At 62.5% G+C, this 21,423-nt stretch carries 14 protein-coding genes, 1 tRNA gene and 3 pseudogenes; 9 read left to right on the forward strand and 9 right to left on the reverse strand.

What is annotated here, in order from left to right; all coding sequences use genetic code 11:
* Nucleotides 1–12: 12 nt before the first annotated feature.
* The 7 genes and pseudogenes from pdeM to QNO18_RS07820 all read right to left on the reverse strand — a co-directional run bounded on the left by pdeM (nt 13) and on the right by QNO18_RS07820 (nt 8,964).
* On the reverse strand, nt 13–723 hold the full coding sequence (pdeM, locus tag QNO18_RS07790; RefSeq protein WP_283177216.1) for a ligase-associated DNA damage response endonuclease PdeM: 711 nt from the start codon (nt 721–723) through the stop codon (nt 13–15).
* Nucleotides 716–3,112 (reverse strand): ligase-associated DNA damage response DEXH box helicase, encoded by a 2,397-nt coding sequence (locus QNO18_RS07795; RefSeq protein WP_283177217.1) that lies wholly within the window; start codon nt 3,110–3,112, stop codon nt 716–718. Before QNO18_RS07795 ends, pdeM begins: the two co-directional genes overlap by 8 nt.
* Entirely contained in the window at nt 3,109–4,659 is a 1,551-nt protein-coding gene (locus QNO18_RS07800) for a cisplatin damage response ATP-dependent DNA ligase (protein ID WP_283177218.1), read from the reverse strand. Before QNO18_RS07800 ends, QNO18_RS07795 begins: the two co-directional genes overlap by 4 nt.
* Nucleotides 4,656–5,663, reverse strand: a complete 1,008-nt coding sequence (locus QNO18_RS07805) for a ligase-associated DNA damage response exonuclease (RefSeq protein WP_283177219.1) — start codon at nt 5,661–5,663, stop codon at nt 4,656–4,658. Before QNO18_RS07805 ends, QNO18_RS07800 begins: the two co-directional genes overlap by 4 nt.
* 11 nt (nt 5,664–5,674) lie before the next feature.
* Entirely contained in the window at nt 5,675–7,483 is a 1,809-nt protein-coding gene (locus QNO18_RS07810) for a catalase (protein ID WP_283177220.1), read from the reverse strand.
* 95 nt (nt 7,484–7,578) lie between these two features.
* A pseudogene (locus QNO18_RS07815) lies at nt 7,579–7,722 on the reverse strand (hypothetical protein); the annotation flags it as partial.
* Nucleotides 7,723–7,899: 177 nt separating this feature from the next.
* Nucleotides 7,900–8,964: a hypothetical protein gene (locus QNO18_RS07820; RefSeq protein WP_283177221.1), complete on the reverse strand. Its 1,065-nt coding sequence runs from the start codon at nt 8,962–8,964 to the stop codon at nt 7,900–7,902.
* Between the two features lie 522 nt (nt 8,965–9,486).
* Here QNO18_RS07820 and QNO18_RS07825 point away from each other — a divergent pair.
* Together QNO18_RS07825 and QNO18_RS07830 are read left to right on the forward strand one after the other, a co-directional pair.
* A pseudogene (locus tag QNO18_RS07825) lies at nt 9,487–10,048 on the forward strand (IS5 family transposase); the annotation flags it as partial.
* Between the two features lie 110 nt (nt 10,049–10,158).
* Nucleotides 10,159–10,620: pseudogene (locus QNO18_RS07830) on the forward strand (IS21 family transposase); the annotation flags it as partial.
* Nucleotides 10,621–11,199: 579 nt separating this feature from the next.
* Here QNO18_RS07830 and QNO18_RS07835 read toward each other — a convergent pair.
* Together QNO18_RS07835 and QNO18_RS07840 are read right to left on the reverse strand one after the other, a co-directional pair.
* Nucleotides 11,200–11,275 (reverse strand) — tRNA-Trp (locus QNO18_RS07835).
* 1,275 nt (nt 11,276–12,550) lie between these two features.
* Nucleotides 12,551–12,844 carry a hypothetical protein gene (locus tag QNO18_RS07840; RefSeq protein WP_283177222.1) on the reverse strand — a complete coding sequence of 98 codons (294 nt, stop codon included), beginning with the start codon at nt 12,842–12,844 and terminating at the stop codon, nt 12,551–12,553.
* 472 nt (nt 12,845–13,316) lie between these two features.
* Between QNO18_RS07840 and secE the strand changes: the two genes are divergently transcribed.
* From secE to rpoB, 7 genes are all read left to right on the forward strand, one after another.
* On the forward strand, nt 13,317–13,508 hold the full coding sequence (gene secE / locus QNO18_RS07845; protein WP_092895871.1) for a preprotein translocase subunit SecE: 192 nt from the start codon (nt 13,317–13,319) through the stop codon (nt 13,506–13,508).
* A gap of 240 nt (nt 13,509–13,748) precedes the next feature.
* A complete protein-coding gene (gene nusG / locus QNO18_RS07850; RefSeq protein WP_198839196.1) occupies nt 13,749–14,282 on the forward strand; it encodes a transcription termination/antitermination protein NusG in 534 nt (177 codons plus the stop codon).
* A 123-nt stretch (nt 14,283–14,405) separates the two neighbouring features.
* Nucleotides 14,406–14,858, forward strand: coding sequence for a 50S ribosomal protein L11 (gene rplK, locus QNO18_RS07855; RefSeq protein ID WP_092895875.1), 453 nt, complete (start codon nt 14,406–14,408; stop codon nt 14,856–14,858).
* A gap of 5 nt (nt 14,859–14,863) precedes the next feature.
* Nucleotides 14,864–15,556, forward strand: coding sequence for a 50S ribosomal protein L1 (rplA, locus tag QNO18_RS07860; RefSeq protein WP_283177223.1), 693 nt, complete (start codon nt 14,864–14,866; stop codon nt 15,554–15,556).
* A 505-nt stretch (nt 15,557–16,061) separates the two neighbouring features.
* Nucleotides 16,062–16,577 (forward strand): 50S ribosomal protein L10, encoded by a 516-nt coding sequence (gene rplJ, locus QNO18_RS07865; RefSeq protein ID WP_283177224.1) that lies wholly within the window; start codon nt 16,062–16,064, stop codon nt 16,575–16,577.
* Between the two features lie 81 nt (nt 16,578–16,658).
* Complete coding sequence (gene rplL, locus QNO18_RS07870; protein WP_198839198.1) at nt 16,659–17,030, forward strand: 50S ribosomal protein L7/L12; 372 nt, start codon at nt 16,659–16,661, stop codon at nt 17,028–17,030.
* 243 nt (nt 17,031–17,273) lie between these two features.
* Entirely contained in the window at nt 17,274–21,407 is a 4,134-nt protein-coding gene (gene rpoB, locus QNO18_RS07875; protein WP_283177225.1) for a DNA-directed RNA polymerase subunit beta, read from the forward strand.
* The last annotated feature ends 16 nt before the right edge of the window (nt 21,408–21,423 follow it).

Below are 21,423 nucleotides of genomic sequence, written 5' to 3' on the forward strand. Positions count from 1 at the left end.
ATGCGCCGTCCTTCAGCTGCTTCCCCTGATGTATCGCGTCTTTCGCAGGTCCCGCCTGCCGCGCCCCGGAACGGGCAGCGCGAAGATCTTTGCCGAACAGGCAAGCGCGATGCCGCCCGCCGCCAGCGGCCCAAAGGCCGGATCGCCAATGTCGAGCCCGCCGGCATAGGTGCCGAAGGCCGGCAGGATCAGATGGTCGCGCCCGAGGACGAAGCAGCGAAAGCGCCGTCCGGCCAGCCGCACCGAGGGATGCATATGGCCTGAAATGTCGGGCCCCTGGGCCGCAATATGGCGCAGGCTGATGGCACCCTCGGGCTGCGGGGCAGCGGAGGCCGGAAAGCCGGGAGGCAGTCTGCTTTGATCGTGCTGCCCCGGATCGTGATTTCCCGCGATCCACAGCCAGTCCCGCCCTTGCGCAAGGGCGGCAAGACGCGCCGCGTCCTGATCTTGCAGACGGGTTGCGGCCAGATCATCGTCAAAGGCATCCCCGAGTGACACGATCCGGTCCGGGTCAAGCGCCGTGATCTCGGCGGCGAGCCGCGCCAGCGTATCCTTCACCTCAAAGGGGGGCAAAAGCGCGCCGCCGCGCCTTGCATAGCGTTCCGCGCGCCCCAGATGCAGATCGGCCACGATCAGCATCCGCCGCGTGGGCCACCAGAGGGCCCCGGAGGGGCGGGCGATGAAATCCTCACCCGCAAACCGGAAGGAAAAGCCCTCAGTCACCCTGTCCCACCCGATCAAGCCCCGCCTCTGCCATCAGGTCCTGCGCCGTCTGTTCTGCCAGCCGCAACTGGCCTTGCCCTGCAAGCCTGACCCTGCCCATCTCCAGCAACAGGGGCGCCGCCAGCGGCGAGACGCGGGGCAGCGCGCGCAGCTCGATATGGGGATTGCGCGCCAGCATGTCACCGATCCGGTCGAAATCGATCAGGCCGCGCCGGGTCTCCTCCCGCGTGGCCTGCAGCAGGATGTGGTCAGGGTCATGGCGGCGCAGTGTGTCGTAGATGATGTCGCTTGAAAATGTCGCTTGTTTGCCGGTCTTGCGCGCACCGGGGCGGTTGCGCTGGATCAGGCCCGCGATGGTGGCCACTGCGCGAAAGCTGCGTTTCATCAGCGAGCTGGCGGCGATCCAGTCTTCCAGCCCCTGTTCGAGCGTCGGTTCATCCAGCAGGGGCGCGATTTCGGTGGCGGGCTGCAACGAAGTGACCATCAAAGCGTGATCGGTGGCCAGAAACCCCAGCGGATCAAGGCCCAGCCCCTCCATCTGGCGTGTGACAAGCAGGCCCAGCGTCTGATGCGCGTTCTGCCCGGCGAAACCATAGACCACCAGATGCCAGCGACCCGCACGCGGGAAGGTCTCGCAAAGCAATGTGCCAGGGCGGGGCAGCGTACTTACCCTCGCCTGCAAGTCCAGCCAGTCGCGGATATCGGGTGGCAGTTCCGCATGGCGGCCGGGATCCGCCAGAATATCAAGCATGCGCCGGGATAATTCGGTCGAGGTGGCGAATTTCAGGCCCGAGAAGCTGGCGATTTTCGGGTCCCGGCCCGGCATGGGTGTCACTTCCATCACCAGATCGCGGATGCGGTCATACCGCAGCACCTGACCGCCCAGGAGAAAGGTGTCACCGGGTCTGAGGCTGGCCGCAAAGGTCTCCTCGATCTCGCCCAGTGGCCCGCCGCCCCGGCCGCGCCTTCGCACTTTCAGCTTTTCGGCCTCGGTGATGGTGCCGATATTCATGCGCAGATCGCGGGCGGCGCGGGGGTCGCGCAGCTGCCAGCGCCCGTCGCGCAGGATCAGCCGCTGCCAGCGCTCATAGCTGCGAAGGGCATAACCGCCGGTGGCCGCGAAATCGAGGCAGGCATCGAAATCCGCACGGCTGAGGTCGGTATAGGGGCCGGCGGTGCGCGTCTCGCGGTAAAGCTGGTCCGCGTCGAAGGGCCCTGCGCAGGCGGTCAGCAGGATCTGCTGGATCAGCACATCCAGCGGCCCCGGCCCGCGCGGCTCGCCATCGAGCTCGCCCGCCCGCGCCGCCTCGAGTGCGGCGACGCATTCGATCACCTCGAACCGGTTCGCCGCCACGATACGCGCGCGGGAGGGCGCGTTGTAGCGGTGGTTGGCGCGCCCGATCCGCTGCACGAGACGTTTGATATTCCGGGGCGCGCCCACCTGGATCACCAGATCCACATCGCCCCAGTCAATGCCGAGATCGAGGCTGCCGGTCGCGACGACCGCCCGCAATGCCCCCGCCGCCATCGCAGCCTCGACTTTCTGGCGGGCATCGCGCGCCAGGGCGCCATGATGCAGGCCAATGGGAAGCCCCTGATCATTCGCCAGCCAGAGCGCCTGAAAGAACAGCTCTGCCTGGGCGCGGGTGTTCAGAAAGATGATGGTGGTCCTGGCCCCCGCGACCGCATCAAGGACATCGGGCACCGCATAACGCCCGCCGCCCCCGGCCCAGGGCGGCGGCTGGCGGGTCGGCAAAAGCGCGATGTCAGGGGCAGGGCCGGGATCCGCTTCCAGCACCGCCTTTGCGCCCATGAACCGCGCCAGCGCGGCGGGGTCTTCGACGGTGGCGGAAAGCCCCGTGGTGACCAGAGCTGGCGCAAGGCCGCGCAGCCGCGCAAGGCAGAGCATAAGCTGATCACCGCGCTTTGACTCTGCCAAAGCGTGCAACTCATCCAGCACCACGCGTTTCAGCCCCGCGAACATCTTCGCCGCCTCGGGCCAGGACAGCATCAGCGCCAGCGATTCCGGTGTGGTCAGCAGGATCCCGGGCGGATCGGCGTGCTGGCGGCGGCGTTGGCTTGCGGGCGTGTCGCCGGTGCGGTCGCCAACCCGGATCGCAAGATTCATCCCTGCGATGGGACGCGCCAGGTTGCGCCCGACATCTGCGGTCAGCGCCTTCAGGGGCGAGACATAGAGGGTATGGAGGCCCCTGGCCGGGTGCCGATAAAGATCGACCAGCGAGGGCAGGAACCCGGCCAGCGTCTTGCCGCCCCCGGTCGGTGCAATCAAAAGCGTGTCGGTCTCTGCCGCCAGAAGGGCAAGCTGATGTGGATGCGGCAGCCAGCCCTTTCCGGTGAACCAGTCTGCGAATAGGGGGGGAAGCGTCACAGCATCGCCCTCAGCGTCTCCAGCCGGTCCGCCTCTTCGGCGGGCTTGTCCCAGCGGATGCGCGCGATGCGCGGGAACCGCATCGCCAGCCCCGATTTGTGCCGGGATGAGGCGTTCAGCCCCTCGAAGGCCACCTCGACCACCAGTTTCGGGGCCAGCTGGCGCACCGGGCCAAAACGCTGCGTGGTGTGTTTGCGCACGAACCGGTCCAGATCGCGCAGCTCCTCATCGGTAAAGCCGAAATAGGCCTTGCCGACCGGCACCAGATCAGCGCCGTCCCAGAGGCCGAAGGTGAAATCCGAGTAAAAGCCCGAGCGTTTGCCATGCCCGGCCTGCGCGTAAAGCAGTACAGCATCCACCAGCATCGGATCGCGTTTCCACTTGAACCAGGGGCCACGCGGACGCCCGGCGAGATAGCGGCTGTCGCGGCGCTTGATCATCACCCCCTCGATCACCGGCGCATGGGGGGCTGCGCGCAAAACGGCCAGATCGTCCCAGCTTCTGAACGGCAAAAGCGGCGAGATGTCTATACGGGCGGCCCCGAACTCTGCCGCCTCCAGCCGGGCGCGGCGGGTGGTCAGCGGCAGGGCGCGCAGGTCTTCGCCCTCCCAGACCAGGAGATCATATAGGCGCAGGGCCGCCGGGGTGCTGAGCAGCATCCTGTCGCTGACCTGCTTGCGGCCAAGCCTTTGCTGCAGATGGCTGAAGGGCGCGACCTCGGTGCCGCGGCGTATCAGCAACTCACCATCCACCGCGCCCTGAAACTGCATGGCTTCGATAATTTCGGGGAAGGCGGCGCCGATATCCTCGCCGGTGCGCGAGTAAAGCCTGCGGCTCTCGCCTTCGGCTACGGCCTGCACGCGGATCCCGTCCCATTTCCATTCGGCGAGATAGTCTGCCGGATCAAAGGCGGAAAGCTCGTCCGGCGTCACCGGGGTCGACAGCATCACGGGGCGGAACGGGGCTGCGGCAGGGGCGGGGGCGGGGCCACCCGCAAGCCAGTGGAACAGCGGCAGATAGGGCGGTGAAAGCCCGTGCCAGATCTCTTCGACCTCTTCGACGCTGCGCGCGGTGCCCATCGCCAGCGCGGTGCGGGCAAGCCGCGCCGAGACGCCCACCCGCAGGTTTCCTGTCGCCAGTTTCATAAGCGCCAGCCGCTCGGGTGCGGTCAGCCGGTCAAGGAGATCCGCGATCACGCCGGGCAGCGCCAGCTTGCCGGTCTCGCGCAGCAAACTGACGGCGTCGGTCACCGAGACCTCGGCAGTCGCCACCTCCTCTCCCGGCCAGAGGAGCGCAATGGTTTCGGCCAGATCGCCGACGAAATCATAAGACAGGCGGAAAAGCTGGTCATCGACACGGCTGGCCGCCAGCCGCTTCAACAGCGCGGGCGAGACCTGCCGCAGATCCAGCCCGCCGGTCAGCACCGCCAGCGCATAGCCACGATCGGGGTCGGGGATTTCCTGGAAATAATGCGACAGGATGGTGAGTTTCGCATTGCGGCCCGGGGTGAAGGCCAGCCGCTCCAGCAGACGGGCCAAGGCTTTCATTCCGGCTCATCCTCATAGCCCACCAGGCGCAGCGGCCGCGCGGCGATGCCCTCGATCTCGCACCAGCGCATTAACCCGTCTTCGGTGCCATGGGTGATCCAGAGCTCTTCGGGGCCAAGCTCGCGGATCGTGGTGGTCAGTTGCGGCCAGTCGACATGGTCCGAAATCACCAGAGGCAGCTCGATGCCACGCTGGCGGGCGCGGGCGCGCACTGTCATCCAGCCCGAGGCATAGGAAAGCACCGGATCCCGGAAACGCTGAACCCAGGGCGAGGCAAAGGCCGAGGGCGGCGCAAGCACAAGCTGCGCCTTGCCAGACACAAGGGCCGGATCGGTTGCGGAAACCAGCGGGCCAAGGTCGATGCCCTGTTCGATGTGATAGTCACAAAGCCGCTTCAGCGCGCCATGGATGGCGATGGGCGCCTGATGCCCGGCGGCGCGGGCCAGCGCGATCACCCGCTGCGCCTTGCCAAGCGCATAGGCGCCCACCAGATGCGGGCGTTCGGGGAATTCCGCCATGCTGGCGAGCAGCCGCCCGGCCTCGGTCAGCGGGTCGGGGTGGCGAAAGACCGGCAGGCCAAAGGTCGCCTCGGTGATGAAGACATCGCAGGCGACAGGCTCCCATGGCTGGCAGCAGGGGTTCGGCGTGCGGCAGTAATCGCCCGAAATCAGGATGCGCGGGCCGTTATCGGGTGCAATCAGGATCTGCGCCGAGCCGAGTACATGGCCAGCCGGGTGGAAACTGACCGTGACATCCCCGATCCGGGTCGGGCCATTGGCGATCTGCCGGCTGGCGGTGAAATCCTCACCATAGCGGATGGCCATGATCTCAAGCGTCTCACGCGTGGCCATCACCGCGCCATGGCCGGGCCTTGCATGGTCGGAATGGCCATGGGTCACCAGCGCGCGCGGCGCTGGGCGGAGAGGGTCGATGTAGAAGTCCCCCGGCGGGCAGTAGAGGCCCGCATCGGTGGGACAGACGATCTCCTCCGCCCTGAGCGTCATGGCCCTGCCTGTCATGCAAGATCACGCAGCCCCGCTTCGCGCGCCCAGTAGCGGCGCTTTGCGGTGTCGGGCAGGTCCTCCCATGGGCCGATGCCCGCGCCATCCTCGATCCCGGCGCGGGTCAGGATCACCGCCGAGCCCTTGCAATGGCCGATGGCTTTGAGATGGGCGAAAGCATCCATCACAAAACCGATGGCGGCGCTGTCTTTCGCCAGCTTTTCGGCCTGATCGGGCATCAGGATCATGGCGATGGCATCGAACAGCACCGACGGGCTGCCGGCGAGCTGGCCATCCGGGATGATGCTGCCGCCTTTCAGCTTCAGCGGGCCGACTTTGGGCGCGATGGTAAAGACCGTGCCACCTTCGGCCTCGATGGCCCCGGTCAGCTTGTCGATGCCCTCCTTGTCCGACCCTTCGGCGATCAGAAGGCCGATCTTGCGGCCTTTCAGCGTCTCATGCCAGTTTTTCTGGATCGACAGCGCGTCCGATGGATCAAGATCCAGCGGTGCGCGGAAGGGTTTGGCGGGCTCGGGCAGTTCGACCCCCAGCCCGTCCGCCACGCGCGCGCCGAGATCCTCGTCGATGACCCGCAGATGCGACAGAACCCGCGCGCGTACATGGTCCAGCCCCAGCTTCGACAGCTCGAAGACGAAGGCCGAAGCGATATGCGCCTGTTCATTTTCCGTCATCGAGCGCCAGTACATCCGCGGCTGGCTGTAATGATCGCCAAAGCTTTCCGCGCGGATCCGCAGTTTTTCACCTGCAACCTCCTGCGGGGCGGTGACAAAGCCCTCGGTGCTGGCGCGCGGCCCGGGATTCTCGCCGGCCTGATCGAGGCTGTTCGGCTCGTAATTCGCGCGGCCCTGCGGCACGGCGGTCTGCATCAGCCCGTCGCGCATCATATTGGCATAGGGGCATTTCGGCGCATTCACCGGGATCTGGTGAAAATTCGTGGTGCCCAGCCGAGATTTCTGCGTGTCGAGATAAGAGAACAGCCGCCCCTGCAGCAGCGGATCATCGCTGAAGTCGATCCCCGGCACGATATTCGAGGGCAGGAAAGCCGCCTGCTCATTCTCGGCGAAATGGTTGTCGGGGTTGCGGTTCAGGGTCATCCGGCCGATCACGCGCAGCGGCACCAGCTCTTCGGGGATGATCTTGGTGGGGTCGAGCACGTCATAGGGCAGGCTGTCGGCCAGGGTCTGATCAAAGACCTGCACCGCGAAATCCCATTCGGGGAAATCGCCTGCTGCAATCGCCTCATGCAGATCGCGGCGGTGGTAGTCATTGTCGGCTCCCTGGAGTTTGGCGCTTTCGTCCCAGATCAGCGACTGGGTGCCCAGTACCGGGCGCCAGTGGAACTTGACGAAACGCGCCTCGCCTTTGGCATTCACCAGTTTGAAGGTGTGAACGCCGAAGCCCTCCATCATCCGCAGGCTGCGCGGAATGGCGCGGTCAGACATCGCCCAGATCACCGTATGCAGGCTTTCGGGCATCAGCGAGATGAAATCCCAGAAGGTATCATGCGCCGAGGCCGCCTGCGGATAGCCCTTGTCGGCCTCCATCTTCACCGAATGGATCAGGTCCGGAAACTTGATCGCGTCCTGAATGAAGAAGACCGGGATATTGTTGCCGACCAGATCCCAGTTGCCCTGATCGGTATAGAACTTGACCGCAAAACCCCGCACGTCGCGCGGCGTATCGACCGATCCGGCCCCGCCCGCGACCGTGGAAAACCGCGCGAAGACCGGCGTTTCCTTGCCTTTCCCGGCAAACAGGCTGGCGTGGCTGAGGTCCGGGATCGGATCGGTGCAGGTGAACACCCCATGCGCGGCCGAGCCACGGGCATGAACGATGCGCTCGGGGTGCGTTCATGGTCGAAATGGAAGATCTTCTCGCGCAGCAGGAAATCTTCGAGAAGCGTCGGTCCCCGGGCGCCCGCGCGCAGTGAGTTCTGGTTGTCGGAAACCGGGATGCCGTGATTGGTGGTGAGAGCCTCGCCGCCGCGCTGCTGTGTCTCACCGGAATTTCCGGTGGCTGTGTCATAGGATTTGCGTGCCATCTGTCCTGCCTTTCAAAGGTGGGAACGTGTGGCGCCGGGCAGTGACGTCAGAAGCCCGTGGCGCCGTCTCTGTCACGTGAGCGATCCGCGTCATCGCCGCGTCGCCCATTTGTAGTTCATCTTTGCAGTTCATCGGGGCGCGCCGTTCAGACGCGCCCCGGGCCTGTTTTATGACGATCAGATGCGGTAACTGAACCCGCCCCAGATGCGGTTCTCGTCGCGATGACGGCCCCCGCGTACCGCGCCGGAGACAGCTGCGGCTCCCGCCACCAGTGCGGCGGCGGTCAGCAGGAAGGCGGTCAGGATCGCGCTTTTACGAGCAGTCTCGGCTGCGGCGATGGCGGCCTCTTCTGCCTCTTTCGCCAGGCGCTCGGCCTCGGCGCGCGCGTCCGCGACGGCGGCTTCGGCCTTCGTGCGTGCCTCCTGGACAGCCGTTACGGCCTGATCCACACGGGCTTCAACCTCGGCCTCGCTCTGTCCGGTACGACGCGCGACGGCGGCGACGAGGAAGGCACGATCGCCGTCCGAAATCTCGCCCGTCCGCAACACATTGCCCAGAACCACACCGCTCTGCCGTGCAAGCTCTGCATCATCCATCGAGGGCGTTCCGGGCGAGGTGGTGCCGTCGGCCTGCTGCACGCCCTGACGAATGCCGTCGACCTCGGGGCGCATAAGGGTGCTGTTAATGTAGTCCATCAGCCCTTCATCGGCATCATCGGGCATAGCTGCGCCCACAGCCTGGGTGACGCCCTGGATCGCGCCTCCTGCAACTGCTCCCGCGCCCTGGACCACACCGCCCACTGCCGAACCGGCAGCCGTCGCGGCCGTGCCGACGGCCGTCGCGGCGCCGCTGATGGCCCCTGCGGCAATCCAGGTCGTGACCAGCATTCCGAGGCCCCAGACGACGAGACCATTGATCCCGTCGCGTGCCGACACCTCATCGGCGGTTGCGTCATCGACGCGCCGCCGCATCCGGCCCGCGATATAGCCGCCAGCCAGATAGCTTATGACCAGCGAGATCACGAGCCAGATGGCCGTGACGACAAGCCAGAGATTGAAAGATCCTTCGCCGGGCTCGGCCGAGATCGTTGACAGACCCAGAGCAGCGCCAAAGGCGGTGAAAAGCCCGCCGATCGCGGCTGCAACCACCGTGCCGCCGAGAATGGCAGCCCAGTCTATGTAGGAGCCTGTGACGTCGCGGCGCGGTGCCGCAGCGGATGTGATGGTTTCTGTACGTTCCATTACCGCCCCTCCTCAGCGCAGGCCAAGAAAAGACAGGATTGCCAGAACCACGACCACAAGGCCTACCAGATAGATGATGCTGTTCATGAACGTCCCTCCCGAAAGCGCCTGTTCAGGCGATTAAATACAAACTGATGATGCGGCGGGGGGTCGGGTGCCGCATCCTGAGAGTAACGCGAAAGATGTAGTCCGGTTCCTTCTGTGCGGAGCGTGGGCAGGACGATGCAGCGCTAATCCGCCAGGTCTGCGGTATTTGCTGCTGGCTTCAGGTCAGCGCACGCGCCCGCTTTTTTGAGCGGAGCCGTAGGGAAACCGGGGCCCGACAGCGCATGAGCCGTGCAAAAGGGAGCCGATTCAATCCATCGAGCAGTTTGCCGAGGCCAGCGGGGTTAGCTTTCGAGCTGAATGGCGCGACGATCTTGACCGCGAAAGCGCCAGCATCGACCTTCTGCCTAGGTCGTGTTGACAAAAGGGATTCCGCTGGCATTCGTCCTATGATTCAAGCTCATCTCTACGTGGGAGATGAGCTTGGCACGCAACCTGATATCCGACTATGAGTGGACCTTCTTCGAGGGCTTCATTCGTGCCGCCCGGCACTCTAACGGGCGGAAACCTGCGGACCATCGTCTTGTTCTCGATGGAATTTCCTGGATCACAAGGACTGGTGCGCCATGGCGTGATCTGCCCAAAGAGTTTGGCAAGTGGTCCTCGGTCTACCGTCAGTTCCGCCGGTGGACTTTGGCGGGATTGTGGGAGGATATCCTGGATGCGCTGAACCACGCTGGGATCGCGCCAGACAAGCTCCAGATGGTCGACAGCACTGTGATCCGCGCTCATCATCATGCGGCGGGCGCAAAAGGGGGACTGCTGACAAGAGGCTCCTGGCCGTTCGAGAGCGTCCGGTGGGAAAACGATCCACTGGATCGTTTTCTGGACCACCTTCCACTTCTCGACCAAGATCCATCTCCGCGTCAACGGCGCAGGCCTCCCGAAGAGGACCGAGATCACGCCTGGGCAGGATTCCGACTACACCGGCTACGATCTGGTGATGGCTGACAACCTGCCGCAGCCAGCAGTTCTGGTTGTGTTTCGGCGTGCAAAATTGACCCCCTAATGCGGGGTATCGGCGTCCAATTTTGCCCCCCCTTAGGTTCTGTCAGACCGTTCGTTGCGAGGCAGCGAACGGAGGGGGGGATGAAGCGGGTGGATACGATCGCGCGAGAGCGGCGGGCCTTCTACGTTCAGGGCTGGTCGATGAAGAAGATCGTGCGAGAACTGCACGTGTCACGGAACACAGTGCGCAAGATCCTGCGGACGGATGAGACGGACTTCAGTTACGAGCGTGAGCGTCAGCCGATGCCGCGGATTGGTCCCTGGCAGGGGCAGCTCGAACAGTTTCTGTCGTCCAATGCGAACAAGCCCGCGCGGGAACGGCTGACGTTGATCCGCATCTTCGAGGAACTGCGTGGGTTCGGATACCAGGGTGGCTATGATGCCGTGCACCGGTTCGCCAGGAACTGGTCGCAGAACCGGGGGGCGGTGACGGCAGAAGCCTATGTGCCGCTCTACTATGCACCGGGCGAGGCTTACCAGTTCGACTGGAGCCATGAGATCGTGCTGATCTCTGGCGTCACGGTGACGATCAAGGTGGCGCATGCCTCAGACGGCCGGATCTGGCGGGTGATGGACATCGATCACAATCCGCCTGAGCCGATCTGCTGGTGCGAGCCGCAGGACGGCACCACCGGCAGCAGCTGGGTCATGCTGGCATCGCTTACCGCGATCACCTCGGCGGCGCATGTGGCAGAGGCTGAGATGATTGCGGAGGTTTTGGCAGAGATGGCAGCTGATCCGCCGGAGTTGGAATGACCCCCCTGCTGGTGGTTGGTCCCGTCGATCCTCGGCGGGGCCGCAATATGGGCGATGGTGCTTGCGGCTGTCCTGTGACTGTCAGAATTGGCAGAGATCAGGCTTCGATATCAGATCCTGACGGTCCAACTTTTTTGTCCAGAAGCTGATCTGCCGCCGTCCAGAAGCTGGGCCGCCGCAACACGGTCGGTGGTGAGCGGGGCCCGGCTGATCGCTCTGATCGATGCGGGGTGTCAGTAGCCCTAGGTCTATGGTCAGGGGTTTTTTGCATGGGGAGAAGGGGGGCTCTCGGGAACATGTTCCCAACTAAATTCCCAACTGGTCATTGATTGTCGGGAGGATGAACCACTAAGTCTTTGGTTCGATTGGCAGGGGCAGCAGGGTTCGAACCCGCGACCTACGGTTTTGGAGACCGTCGCTCTACCAGCTGAGCTATACCCCTACGGTGCGGTTTCATTAGGTTTTCCGCCAGTCGGCGTCAAGCGGTTATCATTCGTGTTTTCCGTTTCTTGCTCTGGTGCCGTCCTTTCCGGGGCCGCGCGCCCGGGGCTGGTACTGTGCGCAGACTGGAGCTCACGGGTCCCGTGGGCGGCGTATATTGCTTTGAAGTGAAGAACAGCTTTTCCCCGTGGCAACGGCAAAGCGCCATCCGCTGCACGCGGCGCATCGACGAAACCGTGGGGCGCCGCCTTTGCTCCTGACGTTGTTAACTTCCGGTCCGGTCGTGTTTCAGCGTGCCGGGACCATTTCCGTCAAAGTGCCGAATCATGCAGGCGCTTACCGGTCAGATCGAGATGCCAAGGGCGCGGGGGGGGGGGCGCGTCCTGGATGGAGGAGATCCCCCACCGTGCAGTCTGTGGCCGTGACAATATCCTGATACAGGGTGCAGACCTGAACTTTCGGTGGGCTGTTTCGGTTACAGCTATGACACTGCATTGGCCGGGAAGATCAACCATTCCGGGGCTTGCGCGGTCCCACTGCGGCCGCAGTCCCGTTTGTATCATCAAGCCAGAGGTCATTCACAGAAGCGGTCCATAGCGGACCTTCTAAGTCGTCGAATACGCCACGCCGGGATGGATTGACCGGGTCAACAATCCCTCGCAGGCTCTCCCGAACCTGTGGCTTTCACCTGGTCGACCTCCTCGAGCCAATCGGGAGCATCCCGCCAGCCGGGGCAGAGGCCAGCGTCTGTGCAGGTCCGGAAAGTGAAGCCATGGCTGCGTAACCAGTCGTAATCAGCCTCCGGCAAATCCGGCGCGGTTAAGCCCGCCCCAGCAGGTCAATCGCAGCAGATATTCGACGCGGGTAGTGGTCTGGCTGAGTGCGATGCCGGTTTGATACCAAGCGGAGCCTTCAGGCTGGCCAGGGCCGGAGCGCGGCAGCGCTGTAATCGCGCAGTCGAACGTCCTTGCCGATCGGATGCAAGGGAGATGTCATGGGGCGCGGAAAGCCGGTATCTCACCTTTCGTTCGGAGCCCCTTTCTGCCGCTTGCGGCTAAAGGTGTCACGGAAGGACGGCAGGGGGCACGGACAGCAAAAAAGCCGGTCCGACAGCGGGCCGGCTTTGAGAATGAGGCGAAAAACCTTGCGCCGGGCGGGGCAGATCCCTGCTGAGACGGTACGGAATGCTCAGGCTCCGCCGTGTTATCTGAGCCAGGCGAAGCAGCGGTCGGGCAGGACTGCGTGTTCCCGTCTCAGGTGCTCCCGGGCGGGGAGGTCAATAGCCGCTTTTACGGATCAGGAGGTTGAGACGCTTGGTCAGCTCTTCTGAATTGCCGACGATGCTCATGTCTGAACAGACCTGATAGGCAATGTAGCTTGCCTGCTCGCGCGGCATTTTCGGGCGAACTTCCTGAATAAAATCAATAAAATCGGAATGGGTCTCGTTGATGATAGCCCAGTGCGGCACGGGGCCGCGATTGCAGGGCTGTTCGAAAACCCGGGAATTTTGTGCAACTGCGGGAACAGCAAGGCAGGCGACCGCGGCCGCAACTGTCACGATTTTGTACATTCTGGCACTCCGGTCCTGGATAGATGTCCGCGAGACTCTTGCGCTCTGGAGGGGAGTGAGTCCAGCAAATTGCTGGTAAAATCATGCCTGCAACGTGGAAACTAACTGGCGCGCGAACGGAAACGGCCAGCGCGCAGGCTTCTGAAGCGGGGGCTGCCAGGCGGCTTGCCCCGCCTGCCGGGCACGTATTCCCGTAAAACAGGGGGCTGAGCCACATTACACAACCTTGCGGATGATTGTGGCGCAGATGTGTCATTGCCAGGGCGTGTTTCGGACGGGACGTAAGGCCTGAGGCGCGGCGGCGTAACCGTCGCGCAAAATGAAATTCCCCCTCCCGTCGCGGATTGCCGGCAGAATGACTTGAATTTCCGGCTCCAGGCCAGTATCTCGGCGCGAATGGCCGCCAGGACCGGAGCTTTCCAAAGCTTTCTGACCGGGGCGGCTTTGGGAATTATCTCGGGATACCGCAGTTATGGCGACGACCAATCCTCTTCAGTTCCTGCAGCAGGTTCGCGGCGAAGTGGGCAAGATCCACTGGCCGAAACGCCGTGAGGTGGTGCTGACGACGATCATGGTCTTCATCCTTTCAGCGCTGGCGGCGACTTTTTTCAGCCTTACGGATCTGGCGATCCGCTGGGGGCTGGAGCTGATCATCGGCGTCTGAGCGGGGATCGGCGGGCGGCCCGGACGGGCCGCCGGGCAGGCCGGTACGCCGGTTAGGACTTGATCGGGGCGGCGTGAGCGGATATTCCGCGCCGACGTCTCTGTCACGGGCGCGCATCGATTCGGGATGCGCGCTGTTTTTTGTTCGGAGCGGCGGGCAGATCGGCAGTTTGCGGATCGGGTCGGCAACAGGAATTCGGGAGGCAATCCTCCCATGCAGTCAGAAGGTGGAAGCGAGACCATGGCAAAACGCTGGTATTCGGTGAGCGTCCTCTCGAACTTCGAGAAGAAGGTTGCCGAGCAGATCCGGACCGCCGTGGACGAAGCGGCCCTGCAGGAAGAAATCGACGAGATCCTCGTGCCCACCGAAGAGGTGATCGAGGTCCGTCGCGGCAAAAAGGTGACGTCTGAGCGTCGTATCATGCCCGGCTATGTGCTGGTGCATATGGAGATGACCTCGCGCGGCTATCACCTGATATCGTCGATCAACCGCGTCACCGGCTTCCTTGGCCCCCAGGGCAAGCCGATGCCGATGCGGGATGCCGAAGTCGCCGGGATGCAAAGCAGCAGCGCCCAGAAGGGCGAAGTCGCGCCGAGGAACCTGATCCGGTTCGATATCGGCGAGAAGGTCAAGGTTACCGACGGGCCGTTTGACGGCTTTGAGGGCATGGTCGAAGAGGTCGATGAGTCGGAAAGCCGTCTCAAGGTCTCGGTTTCGATCTTCGGCCGGGCAACCCCGGTCGAGCTGGAATTCACTCAGGTCGTGAAGTTCTGACCTTCGGGTCCTGAGTGCATCGCGCGGAAGGCGAGCGCCTGTTTCAGAGGGCTGAACCAGGTGACGGACCGGACCGCTAAACGCGTCTCCATGAGGGCGGCGCCGTGAAAAGGAGAAGGCCAGATGGCCAAGAAGATTATGGGCAGCCTCAAGCTGCAGGTGAAAGCACAACAGGCGAACCCGTCGCCGCCCGTCGGCCCGGCTCTGGGTCAGCGCGGCCTGAACATCATGATGTTCGTCAAGGAATTCAACGCGAAGTCGGCTGATTTCCCGCCCGGAACCCCGATCCCGACGATCATCACCTATTACCAGGACAAGTCGTTCAGCCTCGAGCTGAAGACCCCGCCGGCCGCTTTCCTCGTGAAAGAAGCCGCTGGCCTGAAACCGGTTGGCAAGCGTAACCGCACCAAGGGTTCGGACAAGCCGGGCCGCACCGTGGCCGGCACGATCACCGCGGCACAGCTGCGCAAGATCGCAGAGACCAAGATGAAAGATCTCAACGCCAATTCCGTGGAAGCGGCGATGAACATCATCCTGGGCTCGGCCCGGTCCTGCGGCATCGAAGTGAAGGGCTGATCGACATGGCAAAGCTCGCAAAACGTGTGAAGAAGGCGCAAGAGGCTTTCGCTGGCAAGGATCTGCTGGCTGTTGAGGCCGCGGTCGCGCTGATCAAATCGGCTGCTTCGGCGAAATTCGACGAAACGCTGGAAATCGCGATGAACCTGGGCGTCGACCCGCGTCATGCAGACCAGATGGTCCGCGGCGTGGTTCAGCTGCCGAACGGCACCGGCAAAACCGTGCGCGTCGCTGTTTTCGCCCGTGGCGCCAAGGCTGATGAAGCCAAAGCTGCCGGTGCGGAAATCGTCGGTGCAGAAGACCTGCTGGAGAGAATCCAGGGCGGCATGCTCGATTTCGATCGCTGCATCGCAACCCCGGACATGATGCCGCTGGTCGGCCGTCTCGGTAAGGTTCTCGGCCCGCGCAACCTGATGCCGAACCCGAAAGTCGGCACGGTGACAATGGATGTCGCGACCGCTGTGACCAATGCCAAAGGCGGCGAGGTCCAGTTCAAGGTCGAAAAGGCCGGCGTGATCCATGCGGGTATCGGCAAAGTCTCGTTCACCGAAGAGAAGCTGGCTGAAAACGTCCGCGCCTTCGTCGATGCAGTGACCAAAGCCCGCCCGGCTGGCGCCAAAGGCACCTATGTGAAGAAAGTTTCGCTTTCCTCGACCATGGGCCCGGGCGTCTCGCTGGATCTCGCGACCACGGCATAAGCCTGAGCTGGCGCGAATACTGAATGCAAAGCCGCTGCCCTTTCCGGGTGGCGGCCTTCACCATTTCGACGCCCCGTATCTGGCTGATTGCGGAAGCCTCCGGCGGGGATATTTAGAGACAGATGAAATCGGCATTCATCTGTCCTTAAATATCCCGGGGGTAAGCGGCGCAGCCGCGAGGGGGCAGGGCCCCCTTCTTCCGCACATGGCAGGCGGGACGGCAGAAAGCCTGCCACACCATCTTGGCTTCGCAGTCGCAACAGGGTAGAGACAGCACCTGTTGGGGCTGCGTGATTCGTCACTCAGCCCCAACACGCTTTGTCCGAGAAGGCTGGTGGCGCGCAAACGCCTTAATTTCCGGCCTGAGATGGAGTTCGGGACGATTTTTTCCGGGGCTTGCCTCGGGTGATTTTGGCTCTCGGGACGACATCATGGACCCGAATGCCCTGGCCGCGAGGCCCGGGCTGACTTGAGCCGGGGGAAACCCCAAACTTGGAGTGAAACTGTGGATAGAGCCCAGAAAGAGAAATTGGTCGAGGATCTCGGCCAGATCTTTGAAAGCTCTGGCGTCGTAGTGGTTGCCCATTACGAAGGCATGACGGTTAAACAGATGCAGGACCTCCGCGCACGTATGCGTGTCGTGGGTGGATCCGTTCGCGTTGCCAAGAACACGCTCGCCAAAATCGCCCTTGAGGGGAAAGCCATCGCCAAGATGGGTGACCTGCTTACGGGTATGACTGTGCTGACCTTCTCGGAAGATCCCGTGGCTGCGGCCAAGGTCTCCGAGGGCTATGCCAAGGATAACGAATGTTTCGTGATCCTCGGCGGCGCTATGGGCGGTACGGTTCTGGACCCTGTCGGTGTCAAAGCCGTCGCATCGCTGCCGTCGCGCGAAGAGCTGCTTGCTCAGATCGCGTCGATGATCGGTGCGCCTGCTTCGAACATCGCTGGTGCCATTGGCGCGCCTGCTTCGAACATCGCCGGCATCCTGTCGACCATCGAGGACAAAGCCGCGGCCTGAGGCCCCGGCATTGCCCAATGTCTTTCGTAGGGTTGATCAACACATCGTTGGACCCCATCTTAACTGAACGGAATGTGAAAAATGGCTGATCTTAAAGCTCTCGCCGAACAAATCGTTGGCCTGACCCTCCTGCAAGCTCAGGAACTGAAGACCATCCTGAAAGACGAATACGGCATCGAGCCCGCTGCTGGCGGCGCTGTTGTCATGGCTGGCCCGGCTGCTGCAGCTGAAGCCGTCGAAGAGAAAACCGAATTCGACGTCGTTCTCGTCGAAGCCGGCGCAAACAAAATCAACGTCATCAAAGAAGTCCGCGGCATCACCGGCCTCGGTCTCGTTGAAGCGAAGAACCTCGTGGAAGCTGGCGGCAAAGTCAAAGAAGGCGCTGCCAAAGCTGACGCAGAGGAAATCAAGAAGAAGCTTGAAGCTGCTGGCGCTAAAGTCGAGCTCAAGTAATCTGGCTTGCGGGTCACCCCGCAGCTTTGATTTTCAGGCAGGGGGCGGAGCAATCCGCCTCCTGCCATTCGCGTCCTGAAAGGGGATTTTACGAAATCCTCTCTCCGGGTGCGGTATCGGTTCGGGAGCCGTCTGACGGGACAGATGGCAGGTATGGAACCGGATATCCCCTCTCGCCAGTTGGCGTGTGCCTGTGCCCCGACGGGTCGCGCGCCGGCGAAACGATGAAAGGTGACCACGAACATGGCGCAAGCTTATGTTGGCCAGAAGCGTATCCGCCGCTATTACGGCAAGATTCGCGAAGTCCTCGAGATGCCGAACCTTATCGAGGTTCAGAAATCCTCCTATGATCTCTTCCTCAATTCGGGTGACGGCGAAAAGCCGCATGACGATGAGGGCATCCAGGGCACGTTCCAGTCGGTCTTCCCGATCAAGGATTTCAACGAGACCGCTGTTCTTGAATTCGTCCGTTACGAGCTGGAAAAGCCGAAATACGACGTCGATGAATGTATGCAGCGCGACCTGACCTATGCGGCGCCGCTGAAGGTGACGCTGCGCCTGATCGTGTTCGATATCGACGAGACCACCGGCAATAAGTCGGTGAAAGACATCAAGGAACAAGACGTCTATATGGGCGATATGCCCCTGATGACGCCGAACGGGACGTTCATCGTGAACGGCACCGAGCGCGTGATCGTGTCGCAGATGCACCGCTCCCCGGGCGTGTTTTTTGATCACGACAAGGGCAAAACCCATTCCTCGGGCAAGCTCCTGTTCGCCTGCCGGATCATTCCCTATCGCGGTTCCTGGCTCGATTTCGAATTCGACGCCAAGGATATCGTCTTTGCCCGCATCGACCGCCGCCGCAAACTGCCGGTGACGACGCTTTTGTACGCGCTTGGTCTCGACCAGGACGCGATCATGAAGGCCTATTACGACACGGTCACCTTCAAATATGTGAAGAACAAGGGCTGGGTTACGCGCTTCTTCCCGGAACGCGTCCGTGGCACCCGTCCGACCTATGATCTCGTTGATGCCGCCACCGGCGAAGTGATCCTGAAAGCGGGTGAGAAAGTCACCCCGCGCATGGTCAAGAAATGGCTGGACGAGGGCGAGGTCACCGAGCTTCTGGTGCCGTTCGACCATATCATGGGCCGCTTTGTCGCCAATGACATCGTGGATGAGGAAAACGGCGCGATCTGGGCCGAGGCCGGCGATGAGCTGACCTGGGAGCTGGATCGGGATGGCGAGGTCAAGGGCGGCACGGTGAAAACCCTGCTCGACCAGGGCGTCAATGAGATCCCGGTGCTCGACATCGATAATATCAATGTCGGCCCCTATATGCGCAACACCATGGCCGCCGATAAGAACTGGGGCCGCGACACCGCGCTGATGGATATCTACCGCGTGATGCGTCCGGGTGAGCCGCCGACCGTTGAAGCAGCGTCGAGCCTCTTCGACACGCTGTTCTTCGATAAAGATCGCTATGATCTCTCGGCTGTTGGCCGGGTCAAGATGAACATGCGTCTGGATGTCGCCAAGCCCGACACCCAGCGGACGCTGGACCGTGACGATATCATCAAGTGCATCAAAGCCCTGGTTGAGCTCCGTGACGGCAAGGGCGAGATCGACGATATCGACCACCTCGGCAACCGCCGGGTGCGCTCGGTCGGCGAGCTGATGGAAAATCAGTATCGCGTCGGTCTGCTGCGCATGGAACGTGCGATCAAAGAGCGGATGTCCTCGGTCGAGATCGACACGATCATGCCGCAGGATCTGATCAACGCGAAACCGGCGGCTGCGGCTGTCCGCGAATTCTTCGGCTCGTCGCAGCTGTCGCAGTTCATGGACCAGACCAACCCGCTGTCGGAAGTCACCCATAAACGTCGTCTTTCGGCGCTTGGGCCGGGCGGTCTGACGCGCGAGCGCGCAGGCTTTGAGGTTCGCGACGTTCACCCGACCCATTATGGCCGGATGTGCCCGATTGAAACGCCGGAAGGTCAGAACATCGGTCTGATCAACTCGCTCGCGACCTTTGCGCGCGTGAACAAATACGGCTTCATCGAGACCCCGTATCGCAAGGTGGTCGACAACAAGGTGACTGACGAAGTCGTCTATATGTCGGCAACCGAAGAGATGCGGCACACCGTCGCTCAGGCCAACGCATCGCAGGATGCGGAAGGTCACTTTACCGACGACCTGATTTCGTCGCGTAAGGGCGGTGAATTCATGCTGAACCCGCCGGATGCTGTCGATCTGATCGACGTTTCGCCGAAACAGCTGGTCTCGGTCGCGGCCTCACTGATCCCCTTCCTGGAAAATGACGACGCCAACCGCGCTCTGATGGGCTCGAACATGCAACGTCAGGCGGTTCCGCTGTTGCAATCCGACGCGCCTTTCGTGGGCACGGGGATTGAGGCTGTGGTTGCGCGCGACTCGGGTGCTGCCATCATGGCGCGCCGTTCGGGCGTGATCGACCAGGTCGACGCACAGCGTATCGTTATCCGTGCGACCGAACTCCTGGAGCCGGGCGAGCCGGGCGTCGACATCTACCGTCTGCGCAAGTTCAAGCGGTCGAACCAGTCGTCCTGCATCAACCAGCGTCCGCTGGTGAAGGTGGGCGATACGGTCATCCGTGGTGAAGTGGTCGCTGACGGCCCCTGCACCGATATGGGTGAACTGGCTTTGGGGCGGAACGTGATCGTGGCCTTCATGCCCTGGAACGGGTATAACTATGAGGACTCGATCCTAATTTCCGAGCGGATCCTCAAGGATGACGTCTTCACCTCGATCCATATCGAGGAATATGAAGTCGCCGCCCGCGATACCAAGCTCGGGCCGGAAGAGATCACCCGCGACATCCCGAACGTCGGCGAGGAAGCTCTGCGCAACCTCGACGAAGCGGGCATCGTCTATATCGGTGCCGAAGTGCAGCCGGGCGATATCCTTGTCGGTAAGATCACCCCGAAGGGCGAAAGCCCGATGACGCCGGAAGAGAAACTTCTGCGTGCCATCTTCGGTGAAAAAGCGTCTGACGTCCGCGACACAAGCTTGCGTCTGCCGCCGGGTGCCTATGGTACCATCGTCGAAGTGCGGGTCTTCAACCGTCACGGCGTCGACAAAGACGAACGCGCGCTGCAGATCGAGCGCGAAGAAGTCGAACGTCTGGCCCGCGACCGCGACGACGAAATGACCATCCTGGAGCGCAATATCTATTCGCGCCTCAAGGCTCTGATCCTGGGTCGCGAAGCTGTCAAAGGCCCGAAAGGTGTCCGCGCCGGTTCGACCATTGACGAGGAACTGCTCGGCACTCTGAGCCGTGGCCAGTGGTGGCAGCTTGCTGTCGCCGAAGAGGCCCAGGCGAAAGAGATCGAGGCGCTTCACGATCAGTATGAATCGCAGAAACGCGCTCTGACCGCACGTTTCGAGGATAAGGTCGAGAAGGTCCGTCGCGGTGACGATCTGCCTCCGGGCGTGATGAAGATGGTCAAGGTCTTCGTCGCGGTGAAGCGTAAGCTGCAACCGGGCGATAAGATGGCCGGTCGTCACGGCAACAAGGGTGTTATCTCGAAGGTTGTGCCGATCGAAGACATGCCCTTCCTGGCGGATGGCACCCATGTTGACCTCGTGCTGAACCCGCTCGGCGTGCCGTCGCGGATGAACGTGGGTCAGATTCTGGAAACCCATATGGGCTGGGCCGCACGCGGTCTGGGCATCCGGATTGACGATGCTTTGCAGGACTATCGACGCTCGGGCGATCTCACCCCTGTCAAGGAAGCCATGCGCTTTGCCTATGGCGACGAGACCTATGATGAGGCCTTCGGCGAAGCGGGCGATGAGGATATCATCGAAAGCGCGCGGACCGTCACCCGTGGCGTGCCTATCGCGACCCCGGTCTTCGACGGTGCGAAAGAGGCGGATGTGAACGACGCGCTGCGGCGTGCCGGTTTCGACACCTCTGGCCAGTCGGACGTCTTTGACGGCCGTTCGGGCGAGAAGTTCCAGCGCAAGGTCACCGTGGGCGTGAAATACATGCTCAAGCTGCACCACCTCGTTGATGACAAGCTTCACGCGCGTTCGACCGGTCCGTATTCGCTCGTCACGCAGCAGCCGCTGGGTGGTAAGGCGCAATTCGGTGGTCAGCGTCTCGGGGAGATGGAGGTCTGGGCTCTGGAAGCTTACGGCGCCGCCTATACCCTGCAGGAGATGCTGACGGTGAAGTCGGATGACGTCGCGGGCCGGACCAAGGTCTATGAATCGATCGTCAAGGGCGAGGATAACTTCGAGGCCGGTGTGCCTGAGAGCTTCAACGTTCTCGTGAAGGAAGTCCGCGGCCTCGGCCTGAACATGGAACTCCTGGATGCGGAAGAGGAGTGACCGGAATTTTAAGGAA

The sequence above is a fragment of the Gemmobacter sp. 24YEA27 genome, from assembly GCF_030052995.1.
In the GTDB taxonomy this organism is placed as follows: domain Bacteria; phylum Pseudomonadota; class Alphaproteobacteria; order Rhodobacterales; family Rhodobacteraceae; genus Pseudogemmobacter.